Source organism: Caballeronia sp. GAWG1-5s-s (assembly GCF_023631445.1).
In the GTDB taxonomy this organism is placed as follows: domain Bacteria; phylum Pseudomonadota; class Gammaproteobacteria; order Burkholderiales; family Burkholderiaceae; genus Caballeronia.
The window spans coordinates 58,098-81,436 of sequence record NZ_JALQDC010000010.1 but is presented as its reverse complement, the minus strand read 5'-3'; the positions used below and the strand labels follow the sequence as shown (position 1 = coordinate 81,436).

General features: G+C 63.9%; 20 protein-coding genes and 2 tRNA genes. 15 read left to right on the top strand and 7 right to left on the bottom strand.

Annotated elements, in window-relative coordinates; all coding sequences use genetic code 11:
• Nucleotides 1-32: 32 nt before the first annotated feature.
• The 7 genes from lepB to nagZ all read left to right on the top strand — a co-directional run bounded on the left by lepB (nucleotide 33) and on the right by nagZ (nucleotide 6,284).
• Nucleotides 33-926, top strand: coding sequence for a signal peptidase I (lepB, locus tag NCR34_RS09835; protein WP_244846912.1), 894 nt, complete (start codon nucleotides 33-35; stop codon nucleotides 924-926).
• A gap of 139 nt (nucleotides 927-1,065) precedes the next feature.
• Nucleotides 1,066-2,160 (top strand): ribonuclease III, encoded by a 1,095-nt coding sequence (gene rnc / locus NCR34_RS09830; protein ID WP_250499747.1) that lies wholly within the window; start codon nucleotides 1,066-1,068, stop codon nucleotides 2,158-2,160.
• A gap of 73 nt (nucleotides 2,161-2,233) precedes the next feature.
• The gene (gene era / locus NCR34_RS09825) at nucleotides 2,234-3,133 is read left to right on the top strand and encodes a GTPase Era (protein ID WP_250499746.1); all 900 of its coding nucleotides are present in this window, start codon (nucleotides 2,234-2,236) and stop codon (nucleotides 3,131-3,133) included.
• Between the two features lie 16 nt (nucleotides 3,134-3,149).
• Nucleotides 3,150-4,022, top strand: a complete 873-nt coding sequence (gene recO, locus NCR34_RS09820; RefSeq protein WP_250499745.1) for a DNA repair protein RecO — start codon at nucleotides 3,150-3,152, stop codon at nucleotides 4,020-4,022.
• Nucleotides 4,019-4,792, top strand: a complete 774-nt coding sequence (pdxJ, locus tag NCR34_RS09815) for a pyridoxine 5'-phosphate synthase (RefSeq protein ID WP_250499744.1) — start codon at nucleotides 4,019-4,021, stop codon at nucleotides 4,790-4,792. Before recO ends, pdxJ begins: the two co-directional genes overlap by 4 nt.
• An 8-nt stretch (nucleotides 4,793-4,800) precedes the next feature.
• Nucleotides 4,801-5,205 carry a holo-ACP synthase gene (gene acpS / locus NCR34_RS09810; RefSeq protein WP_250472719.1) on the top strand — a complete coding sequence of 135 codons (405 nt, stop codon included), beginning with the start codon at nucleotides 4,801-4,803 and terminating at the stop codon, nucleotides 5,203-5,205.
• Between the two features lie 50 nt (nucleotides 5,206-5,255).
• Complete coding sequence (gene nagZ, locus NCR34_RS09805) at nucleotides 5,256-6,284, top strand: beta-N-acetylhexosaminidase (RefSeq protein WP_250499834.1); 1,029 nt, start codon at nucleotides 5,256-5,258, stop codon at nucleotides 6,282-6,284.
• 73 nt (nucleotides 6,285-6,357) lie between these two features.
• On the opposite strand, the gene NCR34_RS09800 is transcribed toward nagZ, so the two are convergent.
• The 4 genes from NCR34_RS09800 to earP all read right to left on the bottom strand — a co-directional run bounded on the left by NCR34_RS09800 (nucleotide 6,358) and on the right by earP (nucleotide 10,528).
• The gene (locus NCR34_RS09800; RefSeq protein WP_250499743.1) at nucleotides 6,358-7,749 is read right to left on the bottom strand and encodes a sigma-54-dependent transcriptional regulator; all 1,392 of its coding nucleotides are present in this window, start codon (nucleotides 7,747-7,749) and stop codon (nucleotides 6,358-6,360) included.
• Between the two features lie 185 nt (nucleotides 7,750-7,934).
• Complete coding sequence (locus NCR34_RS28190) at nucleotides 7,935-8,459, bottom strand: BON domain-containing protein (protein WP_350029428.1); 525 nt, start codon at nucleotides 8,457-8,459, stop codon at nucleotides 7,935-7,937.
• Nucleotides 8,460-8,564: 105 nt separating this feature from the next.
• Nucleotides 8,565-9,122: an elongation factor P gene (efp, locus tag NCR34_RS09790; protein WP_175944441.1), complete on the bottom strand. Its 558-nt coding sequence runs from the start codon at nucleotides 9,120-9,122 to the stop codon at nucleotides 8,565-8,567.
• 239 nt (nucleotides 9,123-9,361) lie between these two features.
• A complete protein-coding gene (earP, locus tag NCR34_RS09785; RefSeq protein WP_250499742.1) occupies nucleotides 9,362-10,528 on the bottom strand; it encodes an elongation factor P maturation arginine rhamnosyltransferase EarP in 1,167 nt (388 codons plus the stop codon).
• 1,142 nt (nucleotides 10,529-11,670) lie between these two features.
• On the opposite strand from earP, the gene ltrA reads away from it, so the two are divergent.
• From ltrA to NCR34_RS09755, 6 genes are all read left to right on the top strand, one after another.
• A complete protein-coding gene (ltrA, locus tag NCR34_RS09780; RefSeq protein WP_250499741.1) occupies nucleotides 11,671-13,371 on the top strand; it encodes a group II intron reverse transcriptase/maturase in 1,701 nt (566 codons plus the stop codon).
• Between the two features lie 164 nt (nucleotides 13,372-13,535).
• Nucleotides 13,536-15,704 carry an excinuclease ABC subunit UvrC gene (gene uvrC, locus NCR34_RS09775; protein ID WP_250499740.1) on the top strand — a complete coding sequence of 723 codons (2,169 nt, stop codon included), beginning with the start codon at nucleotides 13,536-13,538 and terminating at the stop codon, nucleotides 15,702-15,704.
• Between the two features lie 118 nt (nucleotides 15,705-15,822).
• Nucleotides 15,823-16,419, top strand: coding sequence for a CDP-diacylglycerol--glycerol-3-phosphate 3-phosphatidyltransferase (pgsA, locus tag NCR34_RS09770; RefSeq protein WP_250499739.1), 597 nt, complete (start codon nucleotides 15,823-15,825; stop codon nucleotides 16,417-16,419).
• Between the two features lie 158 nt (nucleotides 16,420-16,577).
• Nucleotides 16,578-16,653: transfer RNA gene (locus tag NCR34_RS09765), tRNA-Gly, on the top strand.
• A gap of 80 nt (nucleotides 16,654-16,733) precedes the next feature.
• Nucleotides 16,734-16,807 (top strand) — tRNA-Cys (locus NCR34_RS09760).
• A 115-nt stretch (nucleotides 16,808-16,922) separates the two neighbouring features.
• Nucleotides 16,923-17,417, top strand: coding sequence for a GNAT family N-acetyltransferase (locus tag NCR34_RS09755; protein ID WP_250499738.1), 495 nt, complete (start codon nucleotides 16,923-16,925; stop codon nucleotides 17,415-17,417).
• 6 nt (nucleotides 17,418-17,423) lie between these two features.
• On the opposite strand, the gene NCR34_RS09750 is transcribed toward NCR34_RS09755, so the two are convergent.
• Both NCR34_RS09750 and NCR34_RS09745 read right to left on the bottom strand, forming a co-directional pair.
• Nucleotides 17,424-18,287 carry a cytochrome c oxidase assembly protein gene (locus NCR34_RS09750; protein ID WP_250499737.1) on the bottom strand — a complete coding sequence of 288 codons (864 nt, stop codon included), beginning with the start codon at nucleotides 18,285-18,287 and terminating at the stop codon, nucleotides 17,424-17,426.
• Nucleotides 18,287-18,919 (bottom strand): SCO family protein, encoded by a 633-nt coding sequence (locus NCR34_RS09745; RefSeq protein ID WP_250499736.1) that lies wholly within the window; start codon nucleotides 18,917-18,919, stop codon nucleotides 18,287-18,289. The genes NCR34_RS09750 and NCR34_RS09745 overlap by 1 nt, the downstream gene beginning before the upstream one ends.
• A gap of 287 nt (nucleotides 18,920-19,206) precedes the next feature.
• Between NCR34_RS09745 and otsB the strand changes: the two genes are divergently transcribed.
• Entirely contained in the window at nucleotides 19,207-19,959 is a 753-nt protein-coding gene (otsB, locus tag NCR34_RS09740; RefSeq protein ID WP_250499735.1) for a trehalose-phosphatase, read from the top strand.
• Nucleotides 19,956-21,338 (top strand): alpha,alpha-trehalose-phosphate synthase (UDP-forming), encoded by a 1,383-nt coding sequence (otsA, locus tag NCR34_RS09735; protein ID WP_250499734.1) that lies wholly within the window; start codon nucleotides 19,956-19,958, stop codon nucleotides 21,336-21,338. The genes otsB and otsA overlap by 4 nt, the downstream gene beginning before the upstream one ends.
• A 62-nt stretch (nucleotides 21,339-21,400) precedes the next feature.
• Here the strand turns inward: otsA and NCR34_RS09730 are convergent, their stop codons facing one another.
• Complete coding sequence (locus NCR34_RS09730; protein ID WP_241269898.1) at nucleotides 21,401-23,281, bottom strand: ABC transporter ATP-binding protein; 1,881 nt, start codon at nucleotides 23,279-23,281, stop codon at nucleotides 21,401-21,403.
• Between the last annotated feature and the right edge of the window lie 58 nt (nucleotides 23,282-23,339).

Genomic DNA, 23,339 nt, shown 5'->3' with positions numbered 1-23,339 from the left:
CAACAACCGACGATAACAACCGGAAGCGATTGATGAATTTCGCATTGATTCTCTTGATCCTCGTCGTGGTGACGGGTATTGCATGGGTGCTGGACAAACTGGTGTTCGTCAAACAGCGCCGCCGCGCGGCGGACGCTGCTGTGGCCGAGTTCGACCGCCAGCAGGAACGCGTCGGCGAGCGGTTTGCCGATGAAAACGCCGATCAAACGCGCGCGCGCCTGCGCAACGAGGCGCTGCGCCAGCCATGGTGGCTCGAATACACGGCGAGCTTCTTTCCGGTGATTCTCGCGGTGTTCGTGGTGCGCTCGTTCATCGTCGAGCCGTTCAAGATTCCGTCCGGGTCGATGGTGCCGACGCTGCTCGTCGGCGACTTCATTCTGGTGAACAAATACGAGTACGGCCTGCGCCTGCCGATCAGCAACACGAAGCTGACGCAAGGCAAGCCGCTCACGCGCGGCGATGTGGTCGTGTTCCGCTATCCGAAAGACGAATCGGTCGACTACATCAAGCGCGTGATCGGCCTGCCGGGCGATACCGTCGCGTACGAAAACAAGCAGCTCACGATCAACGGCAAGCCGGTTCCCGAAACCCCGCAGCCGGACTACTTCGACGACGAGCGCATCGGCTACGCGAAGCAATTCATCGAAGATCTCGACGGCCGCAAAAACGCCATCCTGAATAATCCGCAAGTGCCGCCGTTCGTCGTCGGCGCGGACGACTTTCCGTACCGCGACAACTGCGTCTACAACGCGCAAGGCGTGACGTGCAAGGTGCCGCCGGGCCATTACTTCATGATGGGCGACAACCGCGACAACAGCGCCGACAGCCGCTACTGGGGCTTCGTGCCGGACAACAATATCGTCGGCCGCGCGTTCTTCATCTGGATGAACTTCAGCAACCTGAAGCGCATCGGCTCATTCGAGTGATCCATCGCGGTGCCGTCGCGCGCGCGTCGGCGCTGCTTCGAAACGGCGTGAAGAAGCGCGGCTAAGACCGTCTCGCCACGCGTTTTCCCGGCTCGCCGGGCGGAATCGGCCGCCCGCGCGGGCGCGTTATACTCTGTCCATGCCATCTTCTCCGTTGGAAAGCCGGCTGCAGTATGAATTTCGCAATGCGGAATTGCTGCGCCAGGCGATGACCCACCGCAGTCACAGCGCCACGCACAACGAACGGCTCGAATTTCTCGGCGACTCCGTTCTCAATTGCGTGGTGGCGGCGCTTTTGTTCCAACGTTTCAGCAAGCTCGACGAAGGCGACCTCTCGCGCGTGCGGGCGAACCTCGTCAAACAGCAATCGCTTTACGAAATCGCGCAGGCGCTCAATGTGTCCGAAGGCTTGCGTCTGGGCGAAGGCGAACTGCGCAGCGGCGGCTTCCGGCGTCCTTCGATTTTGGCGGACACGCTCGAAGCCATCTTCGGCGCGATTTTTCTCGACGGCGGCTTCGACGCCGCGTTTGCCGTCATCAAGCGACTCTACACGCCGGTGCTGGATCACATCGATCCGCGCACCATCGGCAAGGACGCGAAGACGCTGCTTCAGGAATATTTGCAGGGCCACAAGATCGCGCTGCCGACTTACACCGTGGTCGCCACTCACGGCGCCGCGCACAACCAGCAGTTCGAAGTCGAATGCTCGGTGCCCAAGCTCGACGTGAAAGTGTCCGGCTCCGGCGCGAGCCGGCGCGCGGCGGAACAGGCGGCGGCCAAGAAGGCGCTCGATGAAGTCATGGCCGCGGCGCCCACGCTCGGCGTGAAGCCCAAGCGCAAGGGCGCGCGCGCGGCCAAGCTCGCGCAGGTGGAAGTGGTGCCGGGCGTGACCGGCGTGCAGGCCGCGCTCGACTTGCGCTCGCCGGAGCGCCGCGAGCGCGATCGTCAGCGCAACCATTCCGCCGATGCGGGCGCGTCCGCCGAGCAGACGCCCGCCGCGCCGCTTGCGGTCATTCGCGCAACGCACGTCGAGCCATCCGCTGCGTCGTACGCGGCCGCCGAGAAGCCAGAGCGGCACGTCATTCATCGCCCGGAGAAGGCGGTGAAGAGCGAAGCGGCGCAAACGCCGGATGCGAGCGCCGACAACGCGCCGCCCACCGACGACGCGCGCAGCACCGCCGGCGACGACGCCCCGGCCAGCCGCGTCGTGCGCGCCGCCGACGCCGGCCACTGACGCGCATTCAGCCGCACATGCGCCATCGCGCCCTCGCAACATCGCGCTCAACGAACCTTCGCCGCACATCACTATGAACGCTCCCACATCATCCGGTTTCCGCTGCGGCATGGTCGCCATCGTCGGCCGGCCCAACGTCGGCAAGTCGACGCTCATGAACGCGCTCGTCGGCCAGAAGGTGAGCATCACGTCGCGCAAGGCGCAGACGACGCGCCATCGCATCACCGGCATCAACACGGTCGACGACGCGCAGTACATCTTCGTCGACACGCCCGGCTTCCAGACGCGCCACAGCGGGGCGCTCAACCGCTCGCTGAATCGCGCGGTGACGTCCACGCTGACGTCGGTGGATGCGATCCTGTTCGTGATCGAAGCCGGTCGCTTCGGTCCCGACGACGAGAAAGTGCTCGACCTGATTCCGGCCGGCACGCCGACGCTTCTGATCGCGAACAAGCTCGACCGCGTCGGCGACAAGGATTCGCTCTTTCCGTTCATGCAGCAGATGTCCGCGCGGCGCGACTTCCGCGAAATCGTGCCGCTCTCGGCGAAGAATCCGGACGACATCAAGCGGCTCATGTCGGTCGTGAAGCCGTATCTGCCTGAAGGCGAGCCGATTTACGGCGAGGACGATCTGACCGACCGCAGCGAGCGCTTCCTCGCTGCCGAGATTCTGCGCGAGAAAGTGTTCCGCTGGACTGGCGATGAACTGCCGTACACCAGCACCGTGCTTATCGACAAGTTCGAGACCGAAGGGCGCCTGCGCCGCGTGTTCGCGACCATTCTCGTGGAGCGCGACGGCCACAAGGCGATGATCATCGGCCAGAAGGGCGCGAAGCTGAAGCAGATCAGCACCGAGGCGCGGCTCGACATGGAAAAGCTCTTCGACGGTCCCGTGTATCTGGAAACCTTCGTCAAGGTGAAAAGCGGCTGGGCCGACAACGAAGCAGGCCTGCGCGCGTACGGCTACGAGTGAGGCCCGGACGACGCTCATGGACGCCGGCTCGAACGACGCGTGGATGACCCCGCCCGCCGACGATCGTCCCGAGGACGACATCGGCGCGAGCGAACGACCGTCGCCGAAGCGGCGGCGCGCATCGTCGTCCACAGCCGCCGCTGGCACGAACGCGCAACGCCCGCGCCCGCGCTCCGACTTTCGCGTCAGCGAGCAGCCGGGCTTCGTGCTGCATAGCTATCCGTATCGCGAGACGAGTCTCATCATTGACGTGTTCTCGCGCGATCACGGGCGCATTGCGCTCGTCGCGAAGGGCGCGAAGCGGCCGCATTCCGCGCTGCGCGGCGTGCTGCAAACTTTTCAGCCGCTCGGCCTTTCGTGGACCGGCAAGGGCGAGGTCCGCACGCTGACCACCGCCGAATGGGTCGGCGGCATGCTGCCGCTGCGAGGCGACGCGCTCCTGTGCGGCTTCTACGTCAACGAACTGCTCGTCAAGTTCTGCGCGCGCGAAGACCCGCATCCCGCGCTCTTCAATCATTACGTGCTCACGCTGTCGCGGCTCGCGCACGACGAGCCCGCCATTCAGGTGCTGCGCTCGTTCGAACGCGTGCTGTTGCGCGAAACCGGCTACGCGATGGCGCTCACGCGCACGGTCGCGCGTTCCGCCGTGCTGCCCGAAGGCCGCTACACGTTCGATCCCGAGCGCGGCGTGCGCGAAGCCTCCGACGACCTTCCCGCGCAATGGCCGGTCATCGCGGGCCAGACGCTGATCGACATGGAGCGCGACGACTACAGCAGCCCGCAAACCGGCGCGCAGAGCAAGACGCTGATGCGCTTTCTGCTCAACTACCATCTGGGCGGCGCGCCGCTCGCCACCCGTCAGATTCTGATCGACCTGCAAAACCTATGAGCTTCTTTCTCTCATCGCCCGCAAGCGTGATCGATCTCGGCGTGAACATCGATCACGTCGCCACGCTGCGCAACGCACGCGGGACGTCGTATCCCGATCCTATCCGCGCCGCGCTCGCCGCCGAAGAAGCGGGCGCGGACGCCATCACGCTGCATTTGCGCGAGGATCGCCGTCATATCGTCGATGCCGACGTGCGCACGCTGCGGCCGCTTTTGAAAACGCGCATGAATCTGGAATGCGCCGTCACGCGCGAAATGCTCGATATTGCGTGCGAAATCAAGCCGCACGATGTCTGCCTCGTGCCGGAAAAGCGCCAGGAATTGACGACCGAAGGCGGACTCGACGTCGCCGGCCAGTTCGAAGCGGTGAAGGCCGCGTGCGCGCAGCTCGCGGGGGCGGGCAGCCGCGTGTCGCTGTTCATCGATCCCGACGAGACGCAGATTCGCGCGGCGAAGGAAGCCGGCGCGCCCGTCATCGAGCTGCATACGGGCCGCTACGCCGAAGCGCACGACGAAGCCGAGCAGCAGCGCGAGTTCGAGCGCGTTGCGAGAAGCGTGGAGTTCGGCAATTCGCTCGGCCTGAAAGTGAACGCGGGCCACGGACTGCATTACACCAACGTGCAGCCGATCGCCGCGCTTGATGGCATCGTCGAATTGAACATCGGGCACGCGATCGTCGCGCACGCGATCTTCGCGGGCTGGGACCACGCGGTGCGCGAGATGAAGGCGATCATGGTCGCCTCGCGTCTCGCCGCGCAAACGAAGCGTTAAGCACAGCCATGGCGATCTACGGAATCGGCACGGACCTCGTGCAAGTCAGCCGCGTCGCGGGCGTCATGGAGCGCACCAACGGGCGCTTCGCCGAGAAAGTGCTCGGCCCCGACGAACTGCGCATCTATCACGCGCGGCGCGCGCGCTCCGAAGTGCGCGGCCTCGCGTTTCTCGCCACGCGCTTTTCCGCGAAGGAAGCGTTCTCGAAGGCCATCGGCCTCGGCATGCGCTGGCCGATGACCTGGCGCGCGCTGCAAACGCTCAACGAGCCGAGCGGCAAGCCGGTGATCGCGGCATCGGGCGAACTGGCCGAATGGCTCGCGCAACGCGGCATCACGGCGCAAGTGACGCTCAGCGACGAGCGCGACTACGCGGTGACGTTCGTTATCGCGGAAATTGCGGACAAGGCGTGATCGCGCCGAATCATCACACTTACATCACAACAAGAAGCCAATTGAATCCGATGAAACGCATTCCCGGCCCCGTCATGTTCGACGTCGCCGGCACGACGCTCAACGACGCGGATATCGAGCGCCTTTCGCATCCTATGACGGGCGGCATCATTCTCTTCGCGCGGCATTTTCAGGACCGCGCGCAACTGGTGGCGCTCACCGACGCGATCCGCGCGGTGCGCGACGACATTCTGATCGCGGTCGATCACGAAGGCGGGCGCGTGCAGCGTTTTCGCACCGACGGCTTCACGGTGCTGCCCGCGCCGGGCAAGCTCGGCGCGTTGTGGGACCGCGATGTTCTGGCCGCGAGCAAGGCGGCCACCGCGTTCGGCTACGTGCTCGCGTCGGAATTGCGCGCGTGCGGCATCGACATGAGCTTCACGCCGGTGCTCGATCTGAACTACGGACAATCGCAGGTGATCGGCGACCGCGCGCTGCATAGCGATCCGCGCGTGGTGACGATGCTCGCGAAGAGCCTGAATCACGGTCTTGCGCTCGCGGGCATGGCGAACTGCGGCAAGCATTTTCCGGGGCATGGTTTCGCGGCGGCGGACTCGCACGTCGCCTTGCCGACGGATGATCGCCCGCTCGACGAGATTCTCGCCGCCGACGTGCGGCCGTACGACTGGCTCGGGTTGTCGCTCGCGTCGGTGATTCCGGCGCACGTCATTTACACAAAGGTCGACGACAAGCCCGCCGGTTTTTCGCGCATCTGGCTGCAAGACATTCTGCGCGGCAAGCTGGGCTTCAACGGCGCCATCTTCAGCGACGACCTCTCGATGGAAGCCGCCCGCGCCGGCGGCACGCTCACCGAAGCCGCGACGGCCGCGCTCACGGCGGGTTGCGACATGGTGCTGATCTGCAATCAGCCGGACGAGGCGGGCAAGGTGCTGGAGCAATTGCGCTTCACGCCGACGAAAGCGTCGCAGCAGCGCATCAAGCAGATGCGTCCGCGCGGCAAGGCGCTGCGCTGGAGCAAGCTGCAAAGCCAGCCGGAATATCAGGCGGCGCGCCAGCTCGTGAAAACCGCCTTGGGCTGAACGGCTCGCCCGAATGACAAAACGCCACGGCAGTTGCTTGCCGTGGCGTTTTTATTTGGCGAATCGCGCCGCTTTACGACGATTCCAGCTTCATGCGCTGGAGCTTGTTGTAGAGCGTCTTGGGACTGATGCCGAGCAGCGTCGCCGCCCGATGCCGCGTGCCGCCGACCGCTTCGAGCGTCGCGCGGATCAGCATGTCCTCGACATCGGCGAGCGCCGTGCCCACCGTCACTTGCACGCTGCTGCCATTGAGCCCGCGCCCGCCGATTCCGCCCGGCTCGTCGACGCGCAAGGTGTCGATGGTCTCGCCCGATGCGTGATACGCGCGGCGCACGCGCTCGCGCATTTCGCGCACGTTGCCCGGCCATTCGTTCGCGAGACACTCGCGCAGGAAAGCCGGGCTGATGCGCTTCGGCGACCCGCTCGTGATGCCGGCGATGTGGTTCTCGCGGTTCAACTCGTCGACGAACTGCTCGGCCATGAGCGCGATGTCGTCGTCGCGTTCGCGCAGCGGCGGCAAGACGATCGACGAGGCCGACAGGCGCTGGAACAGGTCTTCGCGCAGGGCGCCGCTCGACACGGCATCGCGGGCCGGCGCGCGCAGCGCGGCGATCAGGCGGAAGTCCGTCATGATGCGATTGCTGCCGCCCACGCGCATGAACGTCTGCGAGTCCAGCGCGCGCAACAACGCTTCCTGTTGCGCGGCGGGCAGCGAGTCGATCTGATCGAGGAACAGCGTGCCGCCGCCCGCTTGTTCGAGCAGGCCCGGCTCGCGGTTTTCCGCGCCGGCGAACGCGTTCCGCTCGTGGCCGAAAAGAACGCTGTCCATCGAGCGGTGCGCGCCTTCTTCGCGGATCGTCGAGCAATCGAAGCTGATGAACGGCCCCTTGCGACGGCGGCTCAGCTGATGGATCGTGTGCGCCGCGAGCTTCTTGCCGGTGCCCGGCTCGCCGCTGATGAGCACGGCGGCTTCCGTGGGCGCGGTGTGCTCGATCTGATCGTAGACGTGCTGCATCGGCACGCTGCGTCCGAGCATGTCGCCGAAATGGCCGAGTTCGCGCAGCGTCGAGCGCAGCGCCTGCACTTCTTCCGTCAGCTCGTAAGGACGCGGAATGCGCGCGAGCAGGCTGCGCAGACGCGGAATGTTGACGGGCTTCAGCAAGTAATCCCAAATACCGTGGCGCAGACCTTCGATCGCGCTCTCGACCGTCGCATTGCCCGTCATCACGATAACGGGGAGCGCGCCGTCGGGCGGTTGCGAGGGCAGGCTCGGCAGGAGGTCGAGGCCGCTGCCGTCGGGCAGGTTCAGGTCGATCAGCACGACGTCCGGAATGAAGCGCGTCAAGGCGGAACGAGCTTCGGCGAGCGTCGTCGCGGTGTCGACCGAGAAGCCGTCGGCGGACAAAATCGCGGACAGGCCGGAAAGGCTGTTGGGATCGTCTTCGACAATCAGAGCGTGTGGCATGGCAGACACAACGTATCAAAATGGACTGTAATTGCCGTTGCCGCATGCGTCGCCAGGCGAGGGCGGCGCTTGAAACTCGGGCGCTCGTGGGCGGGCTGCGGCGTCTCGTCCCGGTCGAACATTGGATCGGCGTGGCATCCCGCTGCGGTTTTCTTTTTGTCCTGCGATTGGATGGGGCTAGTGCGTCATTGCGGCTTCACGTGCAGATCGTTGTTGACGGATTGCACCCCCGACACGCTGCGAGTTACTGCGACGGCCTTCCGAATCTGTTCCTCCGAGTTCACGGTTCCGGACAGCACCACGACGCCGCGATACGTCGACACGCTTACCGCGAGCGACTTCAATCCCGGGTCGGCCAAGAGGGCCGTTTTCACGCGCGCGGTCACCGAGGCATCCGACGCGTAATCTCCGGCGGACTCCGTGGTCGGTGCAGACGCGCATGCCGCCAGGAAGAAGGCGGGCAAAGCGAGCGTCGCGACGATCAGCAGTCGGCCACAGAGAGACGGCGAGTTGCGCATGTCGTGTTGTTTAGTCCGTATCAAACGAACCGAGCAGGAATTGTGCCAAGCGATTATTGACGAACTGCCGTCCACCCCGGTGCCTGATTTCTCGGGGAAAAGGGGAGCGAAGGACAGCCGTTCGGAACGCGCAACACCACGACATTGCAACAATGACCGGTAAAGTTTGCCTGAAATTGTCAAAAACTTCATGCAAAAGAAAAAGCGCCCGCGATGGGGCGCGTTTTTGTGACAGCGGCGGGAGGCGGTTTCGGAACCGCCGGCCCGCGTGCGGCGTAAGAGCGTAATGGTTACGTCTTACGCCCGGCTGCGGTACTCGTTCGTGCGCGTGTCGATTTCGATCTTGTCGCCGATGTTGCAGAAGAGCGGCACTTGCAGTTCGAAGCCGGTGTGGAGCTTGGCGGTCTTCAGCACCTTGCCCGACGACGTATCGCCCTTGACGGCCGGTTCCGTGTAGACGATTTCGCGAACCAGCGTGGTCGGCAGTTCGACCGAGATGGCCTTCTCGTTGTAGAACACGACTTCGCACGCCATGCCGTCTTCGAGGTAGTTGAGCGCGTCGCCCATCATTTCGGCTTCGACTTCGTACTGGTTGTAGTCGGCGTCCATGAACACGTACATCGGGTCGGCGAAGTACGAGTACGTCACTTCCTTGCGGTCCAGCACGACGACGTCGAACTTGTCGTCCGCCTTATAGACGGTTTCCATGCCCGCGTTGGTCAGCAGGTTCTTGAACTTCATTTTCACGACCGCTGCGTTACGGCCGGACTTGTTGTATTCGGCGCGCTGCACGACCATGGCATCGTTGCCGATCATGACGACGTTGCCGACGCGGAGTTCTTGTGCGGTCTTCATAAAACTGGATCCTTACGAATGAATATGGCCAGACTTGGCTAATTAATGTTGATAGTGGCTGATCGGACTCGCGGCGCTGTCAGAACGTTTTCGTCATGGGCCGCGACAGATTCGCGCGACAGAAAGCGGCTTGCTCATCGGATAACCGCTTATTTTAACTGAGTTTTTGCTTATTTGGCGAGCCGGGCCGGCACCGCGCGCGGTTTCATGCGATACGGACGACGGCGCGTTCGCCTCCGTCACGCCGCCATGCGGGCAGTCACATGAGTGACCAGATTGCCGGCCAAATCGCCGACGCTCGCCAGTTCATCCGCCCAGGACGAGGCCCGCGACTCCAATTCGCTTCGATGCCGCCAGAAGTCCGCCCAGTCCGGCGTGCCCGCGCCGTTCCATGCGTGCCAGAAGCGGCTGATCGACTGTTCCGCCGCTGGCGACAGGCCGCGCGTGAGGTGCGCGAGCGCGGCGTCGAGTTTCGGCAGATGCGCGTCGTCGGCCTGCGGATAGATGTGCCAGACGAAAGGCTTTCGCGCCCACTGCGCGCGCACGAACGAGTCTTCGCCACGCACGAAGTTGATATCGGACGCCCACAGCAGTTCGTCGAAACGCGGTTGCTCGACGAATCCGAGCGCGTGCGCCTGAAGCGCGCCCGCCCGCGCCGACGTGCCCGCCGCGAACTTGGGCAGCCCGAAGAAGCGCGCGACCGCGCCGGAAATGCGGCCCTCGGGCACAAGAAGAACGATAGGCGCCGCGCCGTCGCGCCATTGCGCGAGCAGCGCATCGACGGCGGGATTCTCGTACGCGAAGAGGGAAACGACCGTCGAGCCGTCGTCCGGACGCGCGATGCCCACGCGTTCTCGCCACCACGCCGCTGCATCGAAGCGCATGCGCGCGCTGTCGAGATCGCGCTCCTTCAACACGCCGCCCGTGCCCGCGCCGAGGCCGGGAAAAAAGAAGGTCTTGTCGAGCGGATAGCGCGGATGCGGCGAGGGCCGCAGATGGAAGTCCGCGACCCAGTCCTCGCCGCTCAGATATTCGAGATTGATCCAAACCGGCTTGCGCTCGCGCCGGGCCATCGCCGCGATGTACGCGTGCGGCAGTTCGCAGGCGAAGGCTTCGACGACGACATCCGCGATCTGGATGATGTCGCCGGCGTGCGCGGGCTCGCGCCAGTGCTCGATGACGACGCCTGCCGCCTCCTGCCGCGCGAGCGACGCATCGACGGCGGGGCAGAGCGCGTGGAAAACCGCGAGGTCGTCGACGAAAAGCCGCACGCGCCAGCCATGTTCCGCGCGCAGTTGACGCGCGAGCCGCCAGCACACGCCGATATCGCCGAAGTTGTCGACGACCGCGCAGAAGATGTCGCAGGCGAGTTCCGCGGGGGACGATGTGGTGGAGGCGGTGGACATGGCGAGAGGGCGGCCGGCGGGACCGCGCCGTAATGATCTAAACTGGCGATTCTAGTGCGACACGCACGCTCGTGTCCGTGGGCCTCGCGTTAAGAGGCATCGACTAGAGGGATATCGCCTGAGACTTCGGTTTCGGTCGCTCTACCCTCCGCAGGCGGCCCCCTTGTGGGCCGCGCCCTTGTAGTAGGGGTGGTTTCGGCCACTTCCTGGATGGAACGAACCGCGGTGCAGCTTGGCCGTGGAACGTGTTGCATTAGTCTGGTTATCACCAGATTCCGCCCAGTCAGCGGCTTCACTTCCGCTGACAAAGCGGAGTGTTGTTTGCAGCGTTCGCCGCCTAGTGTGGTGAACCCGCTACACGATACGAGCGAAAGCTCGGGATGTCATTGTTCGGCCCGACCTGCAGTTCGGGGGAGGGCAGTGAACCTGCTGTACGACCAGCAGTAGCCTACGAGGACATGCGTCACTGGCAACGGTGGGGTGTGAAGCTCCTCGGACAATGTAGCCCCCGGAGGTATCGGGCGGACCGTTCCCGTGAGGGGATTGTTCGGAGACTCCCAGCAGCGAGGGGGTTGAGGAGCTAGGCTGGCTGATAAGGTTAATGTAAGTGAACTGCTGATAAACCTCGTTACCAGTGAGGAGCCAAAGCTGCTTGAAACATCGGGCTCTAACCAAAACGGTACGTGGTCGGATAGCCCACTTAGAATTTGGGCTACGTCGTTACAGCACCACCGGGGGATAGGCAGAACCTACGTCAGTCGTGTGACATGCCGGGAACGTGGTAAGCCCGTATGGTCGCCAGCGCTGTACGGCTGGCAGACGGACCGTAAGGAACGTTGTTGATCATGCGGGTATGGGAGGACGGAAAAAGCGAATGCCGGGTTGTAATGGCACGGATAGGGGTTGAGACATTATCCCACGCGAAAGCGGGCAGACTTCCGTCTGGTCTACCGTCGCAAGGCGGCTGACTACCCTCTGTAACTTGGTCAGGTACAGGTGCATGCGCCCGTACTGAGGTGTTTGTCCGAGATAGGGGCGCACGCGCTCCTATTGAGGTGTCTGTTGTTCCCTAGAGGGGTGTGTCTGCCCCTCTGGGGAGATGCGCCTTCTGCCTGGGGACTTTTTCCAAGTAGGAGAGCAGCATGAAAGTATCTGGTCGAAAGACCGGATCTGCGCTTTCCCACGCGCCTGTCAACTGGAATGCCGTCAATTGGCGGAAAGTTGAGCGGAACGTGCGAGGGATGCAGATTCGAATTGCGAAGGCGACGCGGGAAGGTGATTGGCGCAGGGTGAAAGCCCTGCAACGGATGCTGACTCGCACGTTGTCCGCGAAGCTGTATGCGATACGACGTGTTACGCAGAACCAGGGTGCGCGAACGGCTGGAGTCGATTGCGAACTGTGGGACTCGCCTGAGAGCCGGTGGGAAGCCATCGGCAGGTTGAAGCGGCGCGGATATAACCCTTTGCCATTACGGAGAGTTTTTATCCCCAAGGCCAATGGAAAGGAGCGTCCTTTGGGCATTCCGACCATGCGGGACAGGGCGATGCAAGCCTTGTATCTGCTGGCCTTGGAGCCGGTAGCAGAGTCGACGAGCGACCCGAACTCGTATGGGTTCCGGATCAATCGCTCAACGGCTGACGCTATGGGTCAGGTACGAGCTTGCACGTCCCGGAGGAATTCGTCCCGATGGGTACTGGAAGCGGATATCAAAGGCTGCTTTGACCACATCAACCACGATTGGCTGGAAAACCATGTCCCCATGGACAGGGAAATTCTCCGGAAGTGGTTGAAGGCTGGCCTGATTTACAAGGGGCAGCTACAGGCGACTGAGGCCGGTACGCCGCAGGGAGGCATCATCTCCCCGACGCTGGCAAACGTGACGCTGAACGGGCTGGAGCGTGAACTGATTGCGCACCTCGGTGCGAAATTCGGGATCGCAAAGGCAAAGAAGCTGAAAGTGAATGTGGTGCGATACGCGGATGACTTCGTGATCACCGGCGACTCCAAAGAGATTCTGGAAAACGAGGTCAGGCCTTGGGTGGAAGCATTCCTTGCTGTTCGAGGCCTGCAACTGTCAGAGGCAAAAACGCGGATCACCCACATTGATGAAGGCTTCGATTTCCTTGGGTGGAATTTCCGGAAGTACTCGGGAAAGCTGCTCATCAAGCCGAGCAAGAAAAACGCGCAAGCGTTTTATCGCAAGGTGGCGGAAACGATCAGCGGCAACAAAACGGTAAAGCAGGAGGTTCTGGTCCAACTGCTGAACCCGATGTTGCGCGGATGGGCGCAGTATCACCGTCCGGTCTCGGCCAAGCAGACGTACAGCCGGATGGAGCATCTGATTTTTCGGAAGCTCTGGCGGTGGTCGAAGCGGAGGCATCCGCAGAAGAGCGCTGTATGGGTGAAGCAGAAGTACTTTCACTCTGTTGGTGCCCGGAATTGGATGTTTGCCGTCCGCACGGAGCGCGAGGACGGCAGTTGGGGGCTGAATGAGCTGTACCAGCTTAGCGGTACAGCTATCAAACGGCACACGAGGATCAAGGGCGAGTTCAATCCTTTTGATCCGAAGTGGGAGCAGTATGGCGAGACATTGCGGCAAGGGCGCATGTGGGAACAGATGCGTTACCGGAAGCAATGGGCCGCGCTATACCTGTCACAAAGCGGGCTATGCGCGCATTGTGGCTGTGCCTTGACGGACGAAACGGGTTGGCACGACCATCATCTGGAATATCGGATGCATGGTGGCACCGACGCCTTGTCCAACCGGGCGCTGCTTCACCCGCACTGCCACCGGCAAGTGCATGCTGGAAAACTAGTTGTAACTAAGCCGGTTCTGTCGTAGACAGAACTTTGTTTGTAGATTTGAGCCGTATGCGGGGAAACTCGCACGTACGGTTCTCGGGGGGCCCGGCTTTCGCGAGAAAGTCGGGCTACCCGACAGATACCGTCCGCCCCACGGCTTGCCGCCGCCCTTGTCCCTTCGCGCTTCGTCGCGATATTCGCTGCATGACTCAGACCGACGCCCCCGAATCCCATTTCGACCCGAAGAAGACGCTCGCGCAACTGCCGCATCTGCCGGGCGTGTACCGCTATTACGACGGCGACGGCAATGTGCTCTACGTCGGCAAGGCGCGCAATCTGAAGAAGCGCGTATCGAGCTACTTCACGAAGACGCTGCATTCGCCGCGCATCGCGATGATGGTCACGCGCATCCGCAAGATCGAGACGACGGTGACGCGCTCGGAAGCCGAAGCGTTGCTGCTCGAGAACAATCTGATCAAGGCGCTCGCGCCGCGCTACAACATCCTGTTTCGCGACGACAAGTCGTATCCGTTTCTCAAGCTTACCGGGCATCAGTTTCCGCGCATGGCGTACTACCGTGGCGCGGTGGACAAGAAGAACCAGTATTTCGGGCCGTTTCCGAGCGCGTGGGCCGTGCGCGAGAGCATCCAGATCCTGCAGCGCGTGTTCCAGTTGCGCACGTGCGAGGATTCGGTGTTCAGCAACCGCACGCGTCCGTGTCTGCTGCATCAGATCGGGCGATGCACCGCGCCGTGCACCGGCCTCATCACCGAGGAGGATTACGCCCGCGACGTGGCGAACGCGTCGCGCTTTCTGCTCGGGCGGCAGGGCGAGGTGATGAAGGAACTGGAGCAGAAGATGCACGCGTTCGCCGCCGACCTCAAGTTCGAGCAGGCAGCGGCCGTGCGCAACCAGATGAGTTCGCTCTCGACGGTGCTGCATCAGCAGGCGATCGAAGTCGGCAGCGACAGCGACGTGGATATCCTCGCGGTCGTCGCGCTGGGCGGCAAGGTGTGCGTGAATCTCGCGATGGTGCGCGGTGGGCGGCATCTGGGCGACAAGGCGTATTTCCCGGCGCATGTGGAAAGCGCGGTGGCGCTCGGCGGTGACGAAGACGACATCGAGGATGGCGAGCCGGGGGAAATCGCGGTCGAGGGCGACGTTGGCGCGGATGTGGACGTGTCCTCAGGCTTGGAAGCGAACGCGAACTTTGACGTGAACGACGAAGCCGACGCCACAGCCAATGCCAACGCCGAATCGGAGATCGAAGCCGAAGCGCCACCCGATGCCGCCGCAGACACCAAAGCCACTCCCGAACCCCGCGAAGGCACCCTCGAATCCGAAGTGCTCGAAGCCTTCATGGCGCAGCACTACATCGGCAATCGCGTGCCGCCGGTGCTGATCGTGACGCATGCGCCGAGCCGCGAACTCGTCGATCTGCTCATCGAACAGGCCGGGCACAAGGTCGCGCTGCTGCGTCAGCCGCAGGGCCAGAAGCGCGTATGGCTTTCGATGGCCGAGCAAAACGCGAAGCTCGCGCTCGCACGCCTCTTGTCGGAGCAGGGCTCGCAGCAGGCGCGCACCCGCTCGCTAGCGGAAACGCTCGGGCTCGACATGGACGATCTCGCGCTCATGCGCATCGAATGTTTCGACATCAGCCATACGATGGGCGAGGCGACGCAGGCGTCGTGCGTCGTGTATCACCATCACAAGATGCAGACGGGCGAATACCGCCGCTACAACATCAACGGCATCACGCCCGGCGACGACTACGCCGCGATGCGCCAGGTGCTCACGCGCCGCTACGAGAAGATGGTCGCGCAGGCGGCCGCCAACGCGAACGAGGAAGCGGCTGCGCTGCAACCCGAAGACGCCGCCGATCCCAACGTCACGCCCGATGCGGCACCCGCGGTCGCGGCGGGCGGCACGCTGCCGAACATCGTGCTGATCGACGGCGGGAAGGGGCAGGTCGAGATCGCGCGGCAGGTGTTCTCTGAACTCGGGCTGGATCACGGCATGCTCGTCGGCGTGGCGAAGGGCGAAGGGCGCAAGGTCGGCCTGGAGACCTTGATCTTCGCGGACGGGCGGCCGGCGCTCGAGCTCGGCAAGGAAAGCGCCGCGCTGATGCTCGTCGCGCAGATTCGCGACGAAGCGCACCGCTTCGCGATCACCGGCATGCGGGCGAAGCGCGCGAAAGCGCGCCAGACGTCGCGTCTGGAGGAGCTGGAAGGCGTTGGCGCGAAACGGCGTCAGCGGCTGCTGTCGCGCTTCGGCGGATTGCGCGGCGTGCAGGCGGCGAGCGTCGAAGACCTGGCGAGCGTCGAAGGCATTTCGCTTGCGCTCGCGCAGCAGATTTACCGGCAGTTGCATTGACGAGCCTCGCCGCGCGGCCCGCTGCGAGCCGCGCCGCGCGGGGCGCGCGCCTTGTGAGCGGCAGAGCGACACGGCACAATGGCGGCTCCCTTACATGTCCTTCACTCGCTGATCGCCCATGCCGTTCAACTTACCGATCTTTCTGACGTGGTTGCGAATCGTGCTGATTCCGCTCGTCGTGGGCGTGTTCTATCTGCCGGACATGATGTTGAGCCCGGAGCATCGCAATCTGCTCGCGATGATCATCTTCGTGCTCGCCGCGCTCACCGATTGGTTCGACGGCTTTCTCGCGCGCAAGCTCAATCAAACCTCCGCGTTCGGCGCGTTCCTCGATCCGGTCGCCGACAAGCTGATGGTGACGGCCGCGCTCCTCGTGCTCGTGCAGCTTTCGCGTCTGAACGCGGTGATCGCGCTCGTGATCGTCGGCCGGGAGATCACCATTTCGGCGCTGCGCGAATGGATGGCGCAGATCGGCGCATCGAAGAGCGTGGCGGTGAATTCGCTCGGCAAGTTCAAGACCGTCTGCCAGATGGTCGCCATTCCGATGCTGCTGTTCTACGGCCCGCTGCGCATCGCGGGCACGCAGTGGGTCATGGATACGCGCGTGTGGGGCTTGTGGCTCATCGACGTCGCGGCTTTTCTCACCGTCTGGTCGATGCTGTACTACATGAAGCTCGCGTGGCCGCAAATTCGGGAGCGCGGCGGCATGTTGTGAGCCGATGTCGGCGCAGTGCAAAAAATTGCGTCGAATGCGAATAAACCGCACGAGAGACAGTTGACAGGCGGCTTTTCCTTCTACATAATCTCGTTTCTCTGATGCGCGACGCAAAGCAGCAAGTGAGATAAGCGAAGCGCTCAAGCAAGAAGTGAAATGCGGGAGTAGCTCAGTTGGTAGAGCGCAACCTTGCCAAGGTTGAGGTCGCGAGTTCGAGACTCGTCTCCCGCTCCAGTCAAAGGGGAAGCAACGCTTCCCTTTTTGTTTGGTGAGTCAGCCGGCGTCGTTCGACCGGCGCGCACCACACCGCTTTCGGCGCGATAGCAAAGCGGTTATGCAGCGGCCTGCAAAGCCGTTTAGACCGGTTCGACTCCGGTTCGCGCCTCCACTTGAAAAGCCCTGACCCGTCAGGGCTTTTTCTTTATCCGCGCTTCATTCGGCACCGATTCAACCGGCCGCGCGGCATAATCGCAGAACGCCCGTGCGATCCGATACTTATTCCCATGACCGACCGACTCTCCGACATTCAATGGCGCTGGAAGCCCTTCGACGACCTGACGCCCGCTGAAGTTTACGACATGCTGGCCGCCCGCAGCGCGGTGTTCGTCGTCGAGCAGAATTGCGTGTATGGCGATATCGACGGGCTCGATACCAACGCGTGGCATCTTCTCGCGTACGGGGAAGGGGACAAGCGTCCGCGCCTCGCAGGCTATCTGCGCGTACTGCTGCCGGGCAATCCGGACGCGAGCGAGAAAGACGTGCGCATCGGCCGCGTGCTGACGACCGCCGGCTTTCGCGGCATGAAGCTCGGCAACGCCATGCTCGAACGCGCGCTGAAGCATATCCTCGAACAATGGCCGGACGAGCCCATCAGCCTGCACGCGCAGGCGCACTTGCAGCGGTTCTATGGCGCATTCGGTTTCGTCGCGTCCTCGGGCGTGCACGACGAGGACGGCATTCCGCACGTCTGGATGCGCCGTCCCGGCTTCGGCTCATGATTTGGCTCATGACGCGGTCGCGCGCACCGGCTCGATGCGCGTCGCGCGCTCCTGACGCAGCCGCGAGCGCGCCGACAGCCGCAGCCAGTGGCGCAGCGCGATCAACGCGCCGATTACGCTCATCATCGAGCCGGGAATCCACAGCAACAGACCGCCGATCTGCTGATCGCGCATCGGCGTGATCCAGGTGAACGCGCGGCCGCAGATCGAATAGATCGGATACAGCTCGTGCGGCGTGAAAAAGATAAAGGCGCCGAGAATGATCTGCGGCGGAATGGCGGCGATCACGACGAGAATGCGGCGTCCCGGCGCGAGCCGCGCGGGCGGCGCGGGCCGAGGGTCCAGCACGAGCCACCAGAACAGCAGCCCGTCGATCACCATGCTCCAGTTCATCACGCGATAGAGCCGGGCATCGAGCATCGCCTTGAAGTGGATCGGCGAGAGCAGCCAGAAGTAGATCAAGCCGACGAATAGCAGCACGGCGACGGCCGGATTGAACACGATATCGAAGAACATGCGCGCCGCTCGCGTCTCGGTGAGCGGGCGCAGCCAGCGTTGCCGCCACGCGAACGGCACCCCGGCGCGCAGCGCCGCGCCGGGATACGACAGCGCGATCAAAAACGGCCCGAGGTGATGCAGCACGAGATGTTGCAGCCGATGCATGAAGAACTCGTGCTCGAAGAAGTAATCGAGCCGCGTGTGCAGCGCCACGTAGAGCGCGCCCAGGCCCAGCCAGAACGCAATGTGCCGCGAGATGGACACCCGCGCATGCCGCGCGCCGCGCGCGAACAGCACGGCGGCGACGAGCACCGCGATCACGACCGTCGGCGACGGCTCCCACGGGTCGAGCCAATAGAGGAGCGTGCTCATCACGCGTCCTTCGAATGAATGATGCGGCGCAGATCGGCCGCAATCGCGTCGATGGAATCGCGGTCCGTCGCGAGCAGGCGCGCGTGGCCTTCGCGATCGAAGATATAGACGCCTGAGCTGTGCGAGACCTCGTAGGCGCCGCGCGGATCGCGCTTTTCCATCTGATACGCGATGCGATAGCGCTGCGCGACCGCTTCGATGGCCCGGTCGCTGCCGGTCAGCCCGACGGCATGCTTTTCGTCGAACGCGCGGACGTACGCGCGCAAGAGCGGCGGCGTGTCGCGCGCGGGATCGACGGAGACGAACAGGATGCGCGCATTGTCCGCGTCCGGTCCGACGCGCTGTAAAACCTGCATCAGCCGCGCCATCGTTTCGGGGCACACATCAGGACAGTGCGTGTAGCCGAAGTACACGAGCGTCGTGTGACCCTCGAACGAGCGTCCGGTCACGGGCGCGCCGCTGTCGTCGGTGAGCGAGAAGTTCAGGTCGGGCAAGTGTCCCGAAACGTCCGTCAGATGCCACGGCTCGCCCGGCCGCGAGCACGCGGCGAGCGCGAGAAAAGCAAGCGGAGCGGCAAACCGGCGCCAGCGCGCGGCCGGCGTTAGAGGCGAAGCGGGGAACGAAGTGTGCATCGGGAGGATCGGGCCGCGGTAGGCGGCGGGCTTTGACGGCAGGAACATCTGTCGCAAAATACACGCCTTTGCGGACCGAGGTGGCGCATCATCTACGTTGCGGACCATTTTTGAGACGATTTGCCGCACAATCCCGGCGTGCCGAAAGCTCCGTCGAAGATGAACGGAAGGCTCGCCGAATGCGTCCGTCAGTCACGCGGCTTTCCAGACCGAAAGCTGGCGCACGTAAGATGCGCAACACTTCGCGCGCCGCGCGCCGTCAAAGGGAAACCACAGGCCAACGACCGATGCAAATTCTTCCCGATTCCTTGTCTCTCGCCGAGACCGCATTTTTCTTCGATTTCGACGGCACGCTCGTCGAACTCGCTTCCACGCCGGACGGCATTTTCGTGCCGCGATCGGTGCCCGACATTCTCGCTGCGTTAAGACGCGCGACCAACAACGCGGTCGCGGTCGTGTCGGGGCGCGGTATCGACAATATCGACTCGTTTTTGCAGATTCCGGATCTGCCCGTCGCGGGCATGCACGGCGCCGAGCGGCGCGACGCGAATGGCGATGTCCAGCGCATCGGCTTCAACGATGAGCGGCTCTTGCGCATGGAGCACGTGCTGGAGGGCGTGGTCAGCGCCAATCCCGGCATGCTGCTGGAGATCAAGGGCGCGGCGCTCGCGCTGCACTACCGCAACGCGCCCGACCGCGAGCCGGCCGCGCGCGCGGCGACCGAGCGGCTCGTGAACGATTACGCCGATGCCTACGTGCTCCAGCCCGGCAAGATGGTGTACGAGATCAAGCCGAAGGACGTGGACAAGGGCCGCGCGTTGCGCGCCTTCATGGCCGAGCCGCCTTTCACGGGCCGTAAGCCTGTGTTCATCGGCGACGACCTGACCGACGAAAAAGGCTTCGCGGTCGTCAACGAGTTCGATGGTCTGTCCATCAAGGTCGGTCCGGGCGAGACCGTGGCGCGCTCGCGCATCGAATCGGTGGAACTGCTGCTCGACTGGCTGCAAGTGATCGCGGGAACGGCGGGGAAGCACGCGTGAGCCGTCTCATCATCGTTTCGAACCGGGTCGCGCCGATTTCCGAGGGCGGTCCGGCAGCGGGCGGGCTGGCGGTCGGCGTCTACGACGCGCTCAAGGAAACCGGCGGCGTCTGGTTCGGCTGGAGCGGCGAAGTGCTCTCCACGCCGCCCGACGGCATCACGCTGGAGGAGCACGGACCGGTGACGTTCGCGACCATCGGGCTCGTGCGGCGCGACTACGACCAGTATTACCGCGGCTTTTCTAACGCGACGCTGTGGCCCGCGTTCCACTATCGTCCGGACCTGATCGAGTTCGATCGCCACGAATACGAAGGCTACTGCCGCGTGAATCACTGGCTCGCCGCGCGGCTCGCGCCGCTGCTTCGGCCCGACGACGTCATCTGGGTCCACGACTATCACCTGATTCCGTTCGCGCAGGCATTGCGCGCGCTGGGCGTCGAGAATCGCATCGGCTTCTTTCTGCACATTCCGTTTCCGGCGTCGCAGATTCTGTTGAGCGTGCCGCGTCACCGCGAACTGGTCGAGGCGCTTTGCGCGTTCGATCTGCTTGGCTTTCAGACGGAGCCGGACGTGCGCGCGTTCTGCGATTACATCGAAAGCGAGGCGGGCGGGGCGCTCACGCGGCAGGCGGACCAGCCTGTCGAGATTCGCGCGTTCGGCCAGACGCTGAAGGCGGCGGCGTATCCGATCGGCGTCTACCCGGACGAAGTGCGCGCGCTCGCGAAGGACGGCGAGGGCGGTCGGGACGTGCAGATCGTCAAGGAGACGCTGCATCAGCGCAAGCTCGTGATGAGCGTCGACCGGCTGGATTACTCGAAGGGCCTCGTCGAGCGTTTCCGCGCGTTCGAGCGTCTGTTCGAGCACGATCCGCAGCAGCGCAACAACGTGTCGTTGCTCCAGATCGCGCCGCCGACGCGCACGGACGTCGACGCTTACCGTGACATCCGCCAGCAGCTCGAAGCCGAATCGGGGCGCATCAACGGGCGCTATGCGGAACTGGACTGGACGCCGATCCGCTATATCCATCGCCAGTACGAGCGGCCGGTGCTCGCCGCGCTCTTTCGCGAGGCGCATGTCGGCCTTGTGACGCCGCTGCGCGACGGCATGAATCTGGTCGCGAAGGAATACGTGTCCGCGCAGAATCCGGACGATCCCGGCGTGCTCGTGCTTTCACAATTCGCGGGCGCGGCGCGTGAACTGACGGCGGCGCTGATCGTGAATCCACTGGACATCGACGGCATGGCGGATGCGCTCGCCACCGCGCTCGCGATGCCGCTCGACGAGCGCCGGGCCCGGCATCAGGAGATGTATGCGCTATTGCGCGACAACAACGTGTCCGTGTGGCGCGACAACTTCCTGCGGGATCTGAAAGCGCAATAGACGTAAAAAAGCCGCGTTTCCCCAATCAGGAAACGCGGCTTTCTCGGCACTCGCTTGTCAGGTCAGGCCGGCTGCTTGTGCGGCGTCGCGACGATGGAAGGCAGCTTGCCGTGTTGCTTCGCGAGCAACTCGCGATACAGCCCCGGCCGCTCGCGCAGCTCTTGCGGCGAGCCGTCGTCGATCACGCGGCCCGCGCTCATCACGATGATCCGGTCGAAGTTCTGCAGCGTCGAGAGCCGGTGCGCGATGGCGATGACCGTGCGGCCGATCATCAGCCGGTCGAGCGCCTGCTGAATCGCTTCTTCCGACGCGCTGTCGAGCGCGGACGTGGCTTCGTCGAGCAGCAGGATCGGCGCGTTCTTCAGAATGGCTCGCGCGATCGCAATGCGCTGGCGCTGGCCGCCCGACAGCTTCACGCCGCGATCGCCGACGATCGTATCGAAACCTTCCGGCATCGCCTCGATGAAGTCCGTGCAGCGCGCCTCGCGGGCGGCGGCGAGCACTTCCTCGCGGCTCGCATCCGGACGCCCGTACGCGATGTTCTCGAACACCGTGCGATGGAACAGCGAGATATCCTGCGGCACGAGCGCGATGGCGTGACGCAAGCTGTCCTGCGTGATCGAGGCGATGTCCTGGCCGTCGATCTTGATGCTGCCTTTCTGCGTCTCGTAGAAGCGTTGCAGCAGGGCGAGCACCGTGGACTTGCCCGCGCCCGACTTGCCGATCAGGCCGACGCGCTGGCCTGGCTCGATATGCAGATGGAAGTTGTCGAGAATCGGACGGCGGCGCGGATACGCGAACGTCACGCCTTCGAAGTCGACGCGTCCGCCTTGCGGCACGAGCTCCGTCGCGTCCGACCGGTCCGGCATGCCGTGCGGCTCCAGCAGCGTCTGAACGGCTTCGGCGAGACGCGCGACGTGCTGCGTCACATCGACGAGCGCGACGGCGAGATCGCGCGTGCCGTGCAGAATGGTGAAGCCGAGCGAGCTGACGAGCACGATATCGCCCGAGGTCGCGCGGCCTTGCGACCACAGCCACAGCGCCCAGCCGAGCAAGCCAGCGGAAAGAATCGCGGTGACGACCGCGTGGAAGAGGCGCAGCTTCTCGAGGTAGAGCAGGCTTTGCTGGCGCGCGACCATTTCGGCCTTCACCGTCGAGCCGAAGCGTTTCTGCTCGCGGAACGTCATGCCGAACGCGCGCACGAGCGCCATGTTGCCGATCACGTCGACGAGCTCGCCATCCACCGACGCCGCCTTCGACGCAAAGCTGTGATGCCGCGCCGAGCCGCGCTTCGCGAGCCGGTAGAGCACGAGCGCGAGAATGATGGAGGCGGCCATGAGGCCCGCCGCCATCAACGGATTGACCGCGACGATCATCACGATCGCGCCCAGCACCGCGATGCACGGCGGCAACACGTTCCACGCCATCACGTTTTCGGATGTGTAGATGGCGTTCGAGGTCGCGGTAATGCGGCTCGCCAACATGCCGGGCTGCTTCTCGGAGAAGTACGTCGGCGAATGGCCGGAGAGGTACGAGAACAGGTCTTTGCGCAGATCGCCCGTGACGATCACGAACACATGCGCGCCGACCCAGCCGCCTACCCGCCACAGCAGGTTGTCGGCGGCGATCAGGCCGACCAGGATCATGAACGCGCCCCAGAGCGGGCCGGGGTGGCCGCGCCCTTGACCGAGCACGTCGATCAGATGCTTGATCGCATATTGCGACGCCAGCGCGCACCCGACGGCCGCGAACACGCTCGCGAGCACGATGGCATGGGCGATCGGATGCCGGCGGATGTAGCGCATCAGGAACGCGAGCGGGCGGTGCGCATAGCTCGCGAGCTTGGCGTTGTGCGCGTTACGCTGGGAGACGGTGAGTTGGTCCAATGGTCTTTTTGGGTCGTAAAGCGGTTGAGCGTGTGTTGCGCCTTCGGGCGATGCCATGCGGATGCACTGCCTGTCCGATGCGTCGGCGTGGCCGGCGCGATTGACATCGAAACCG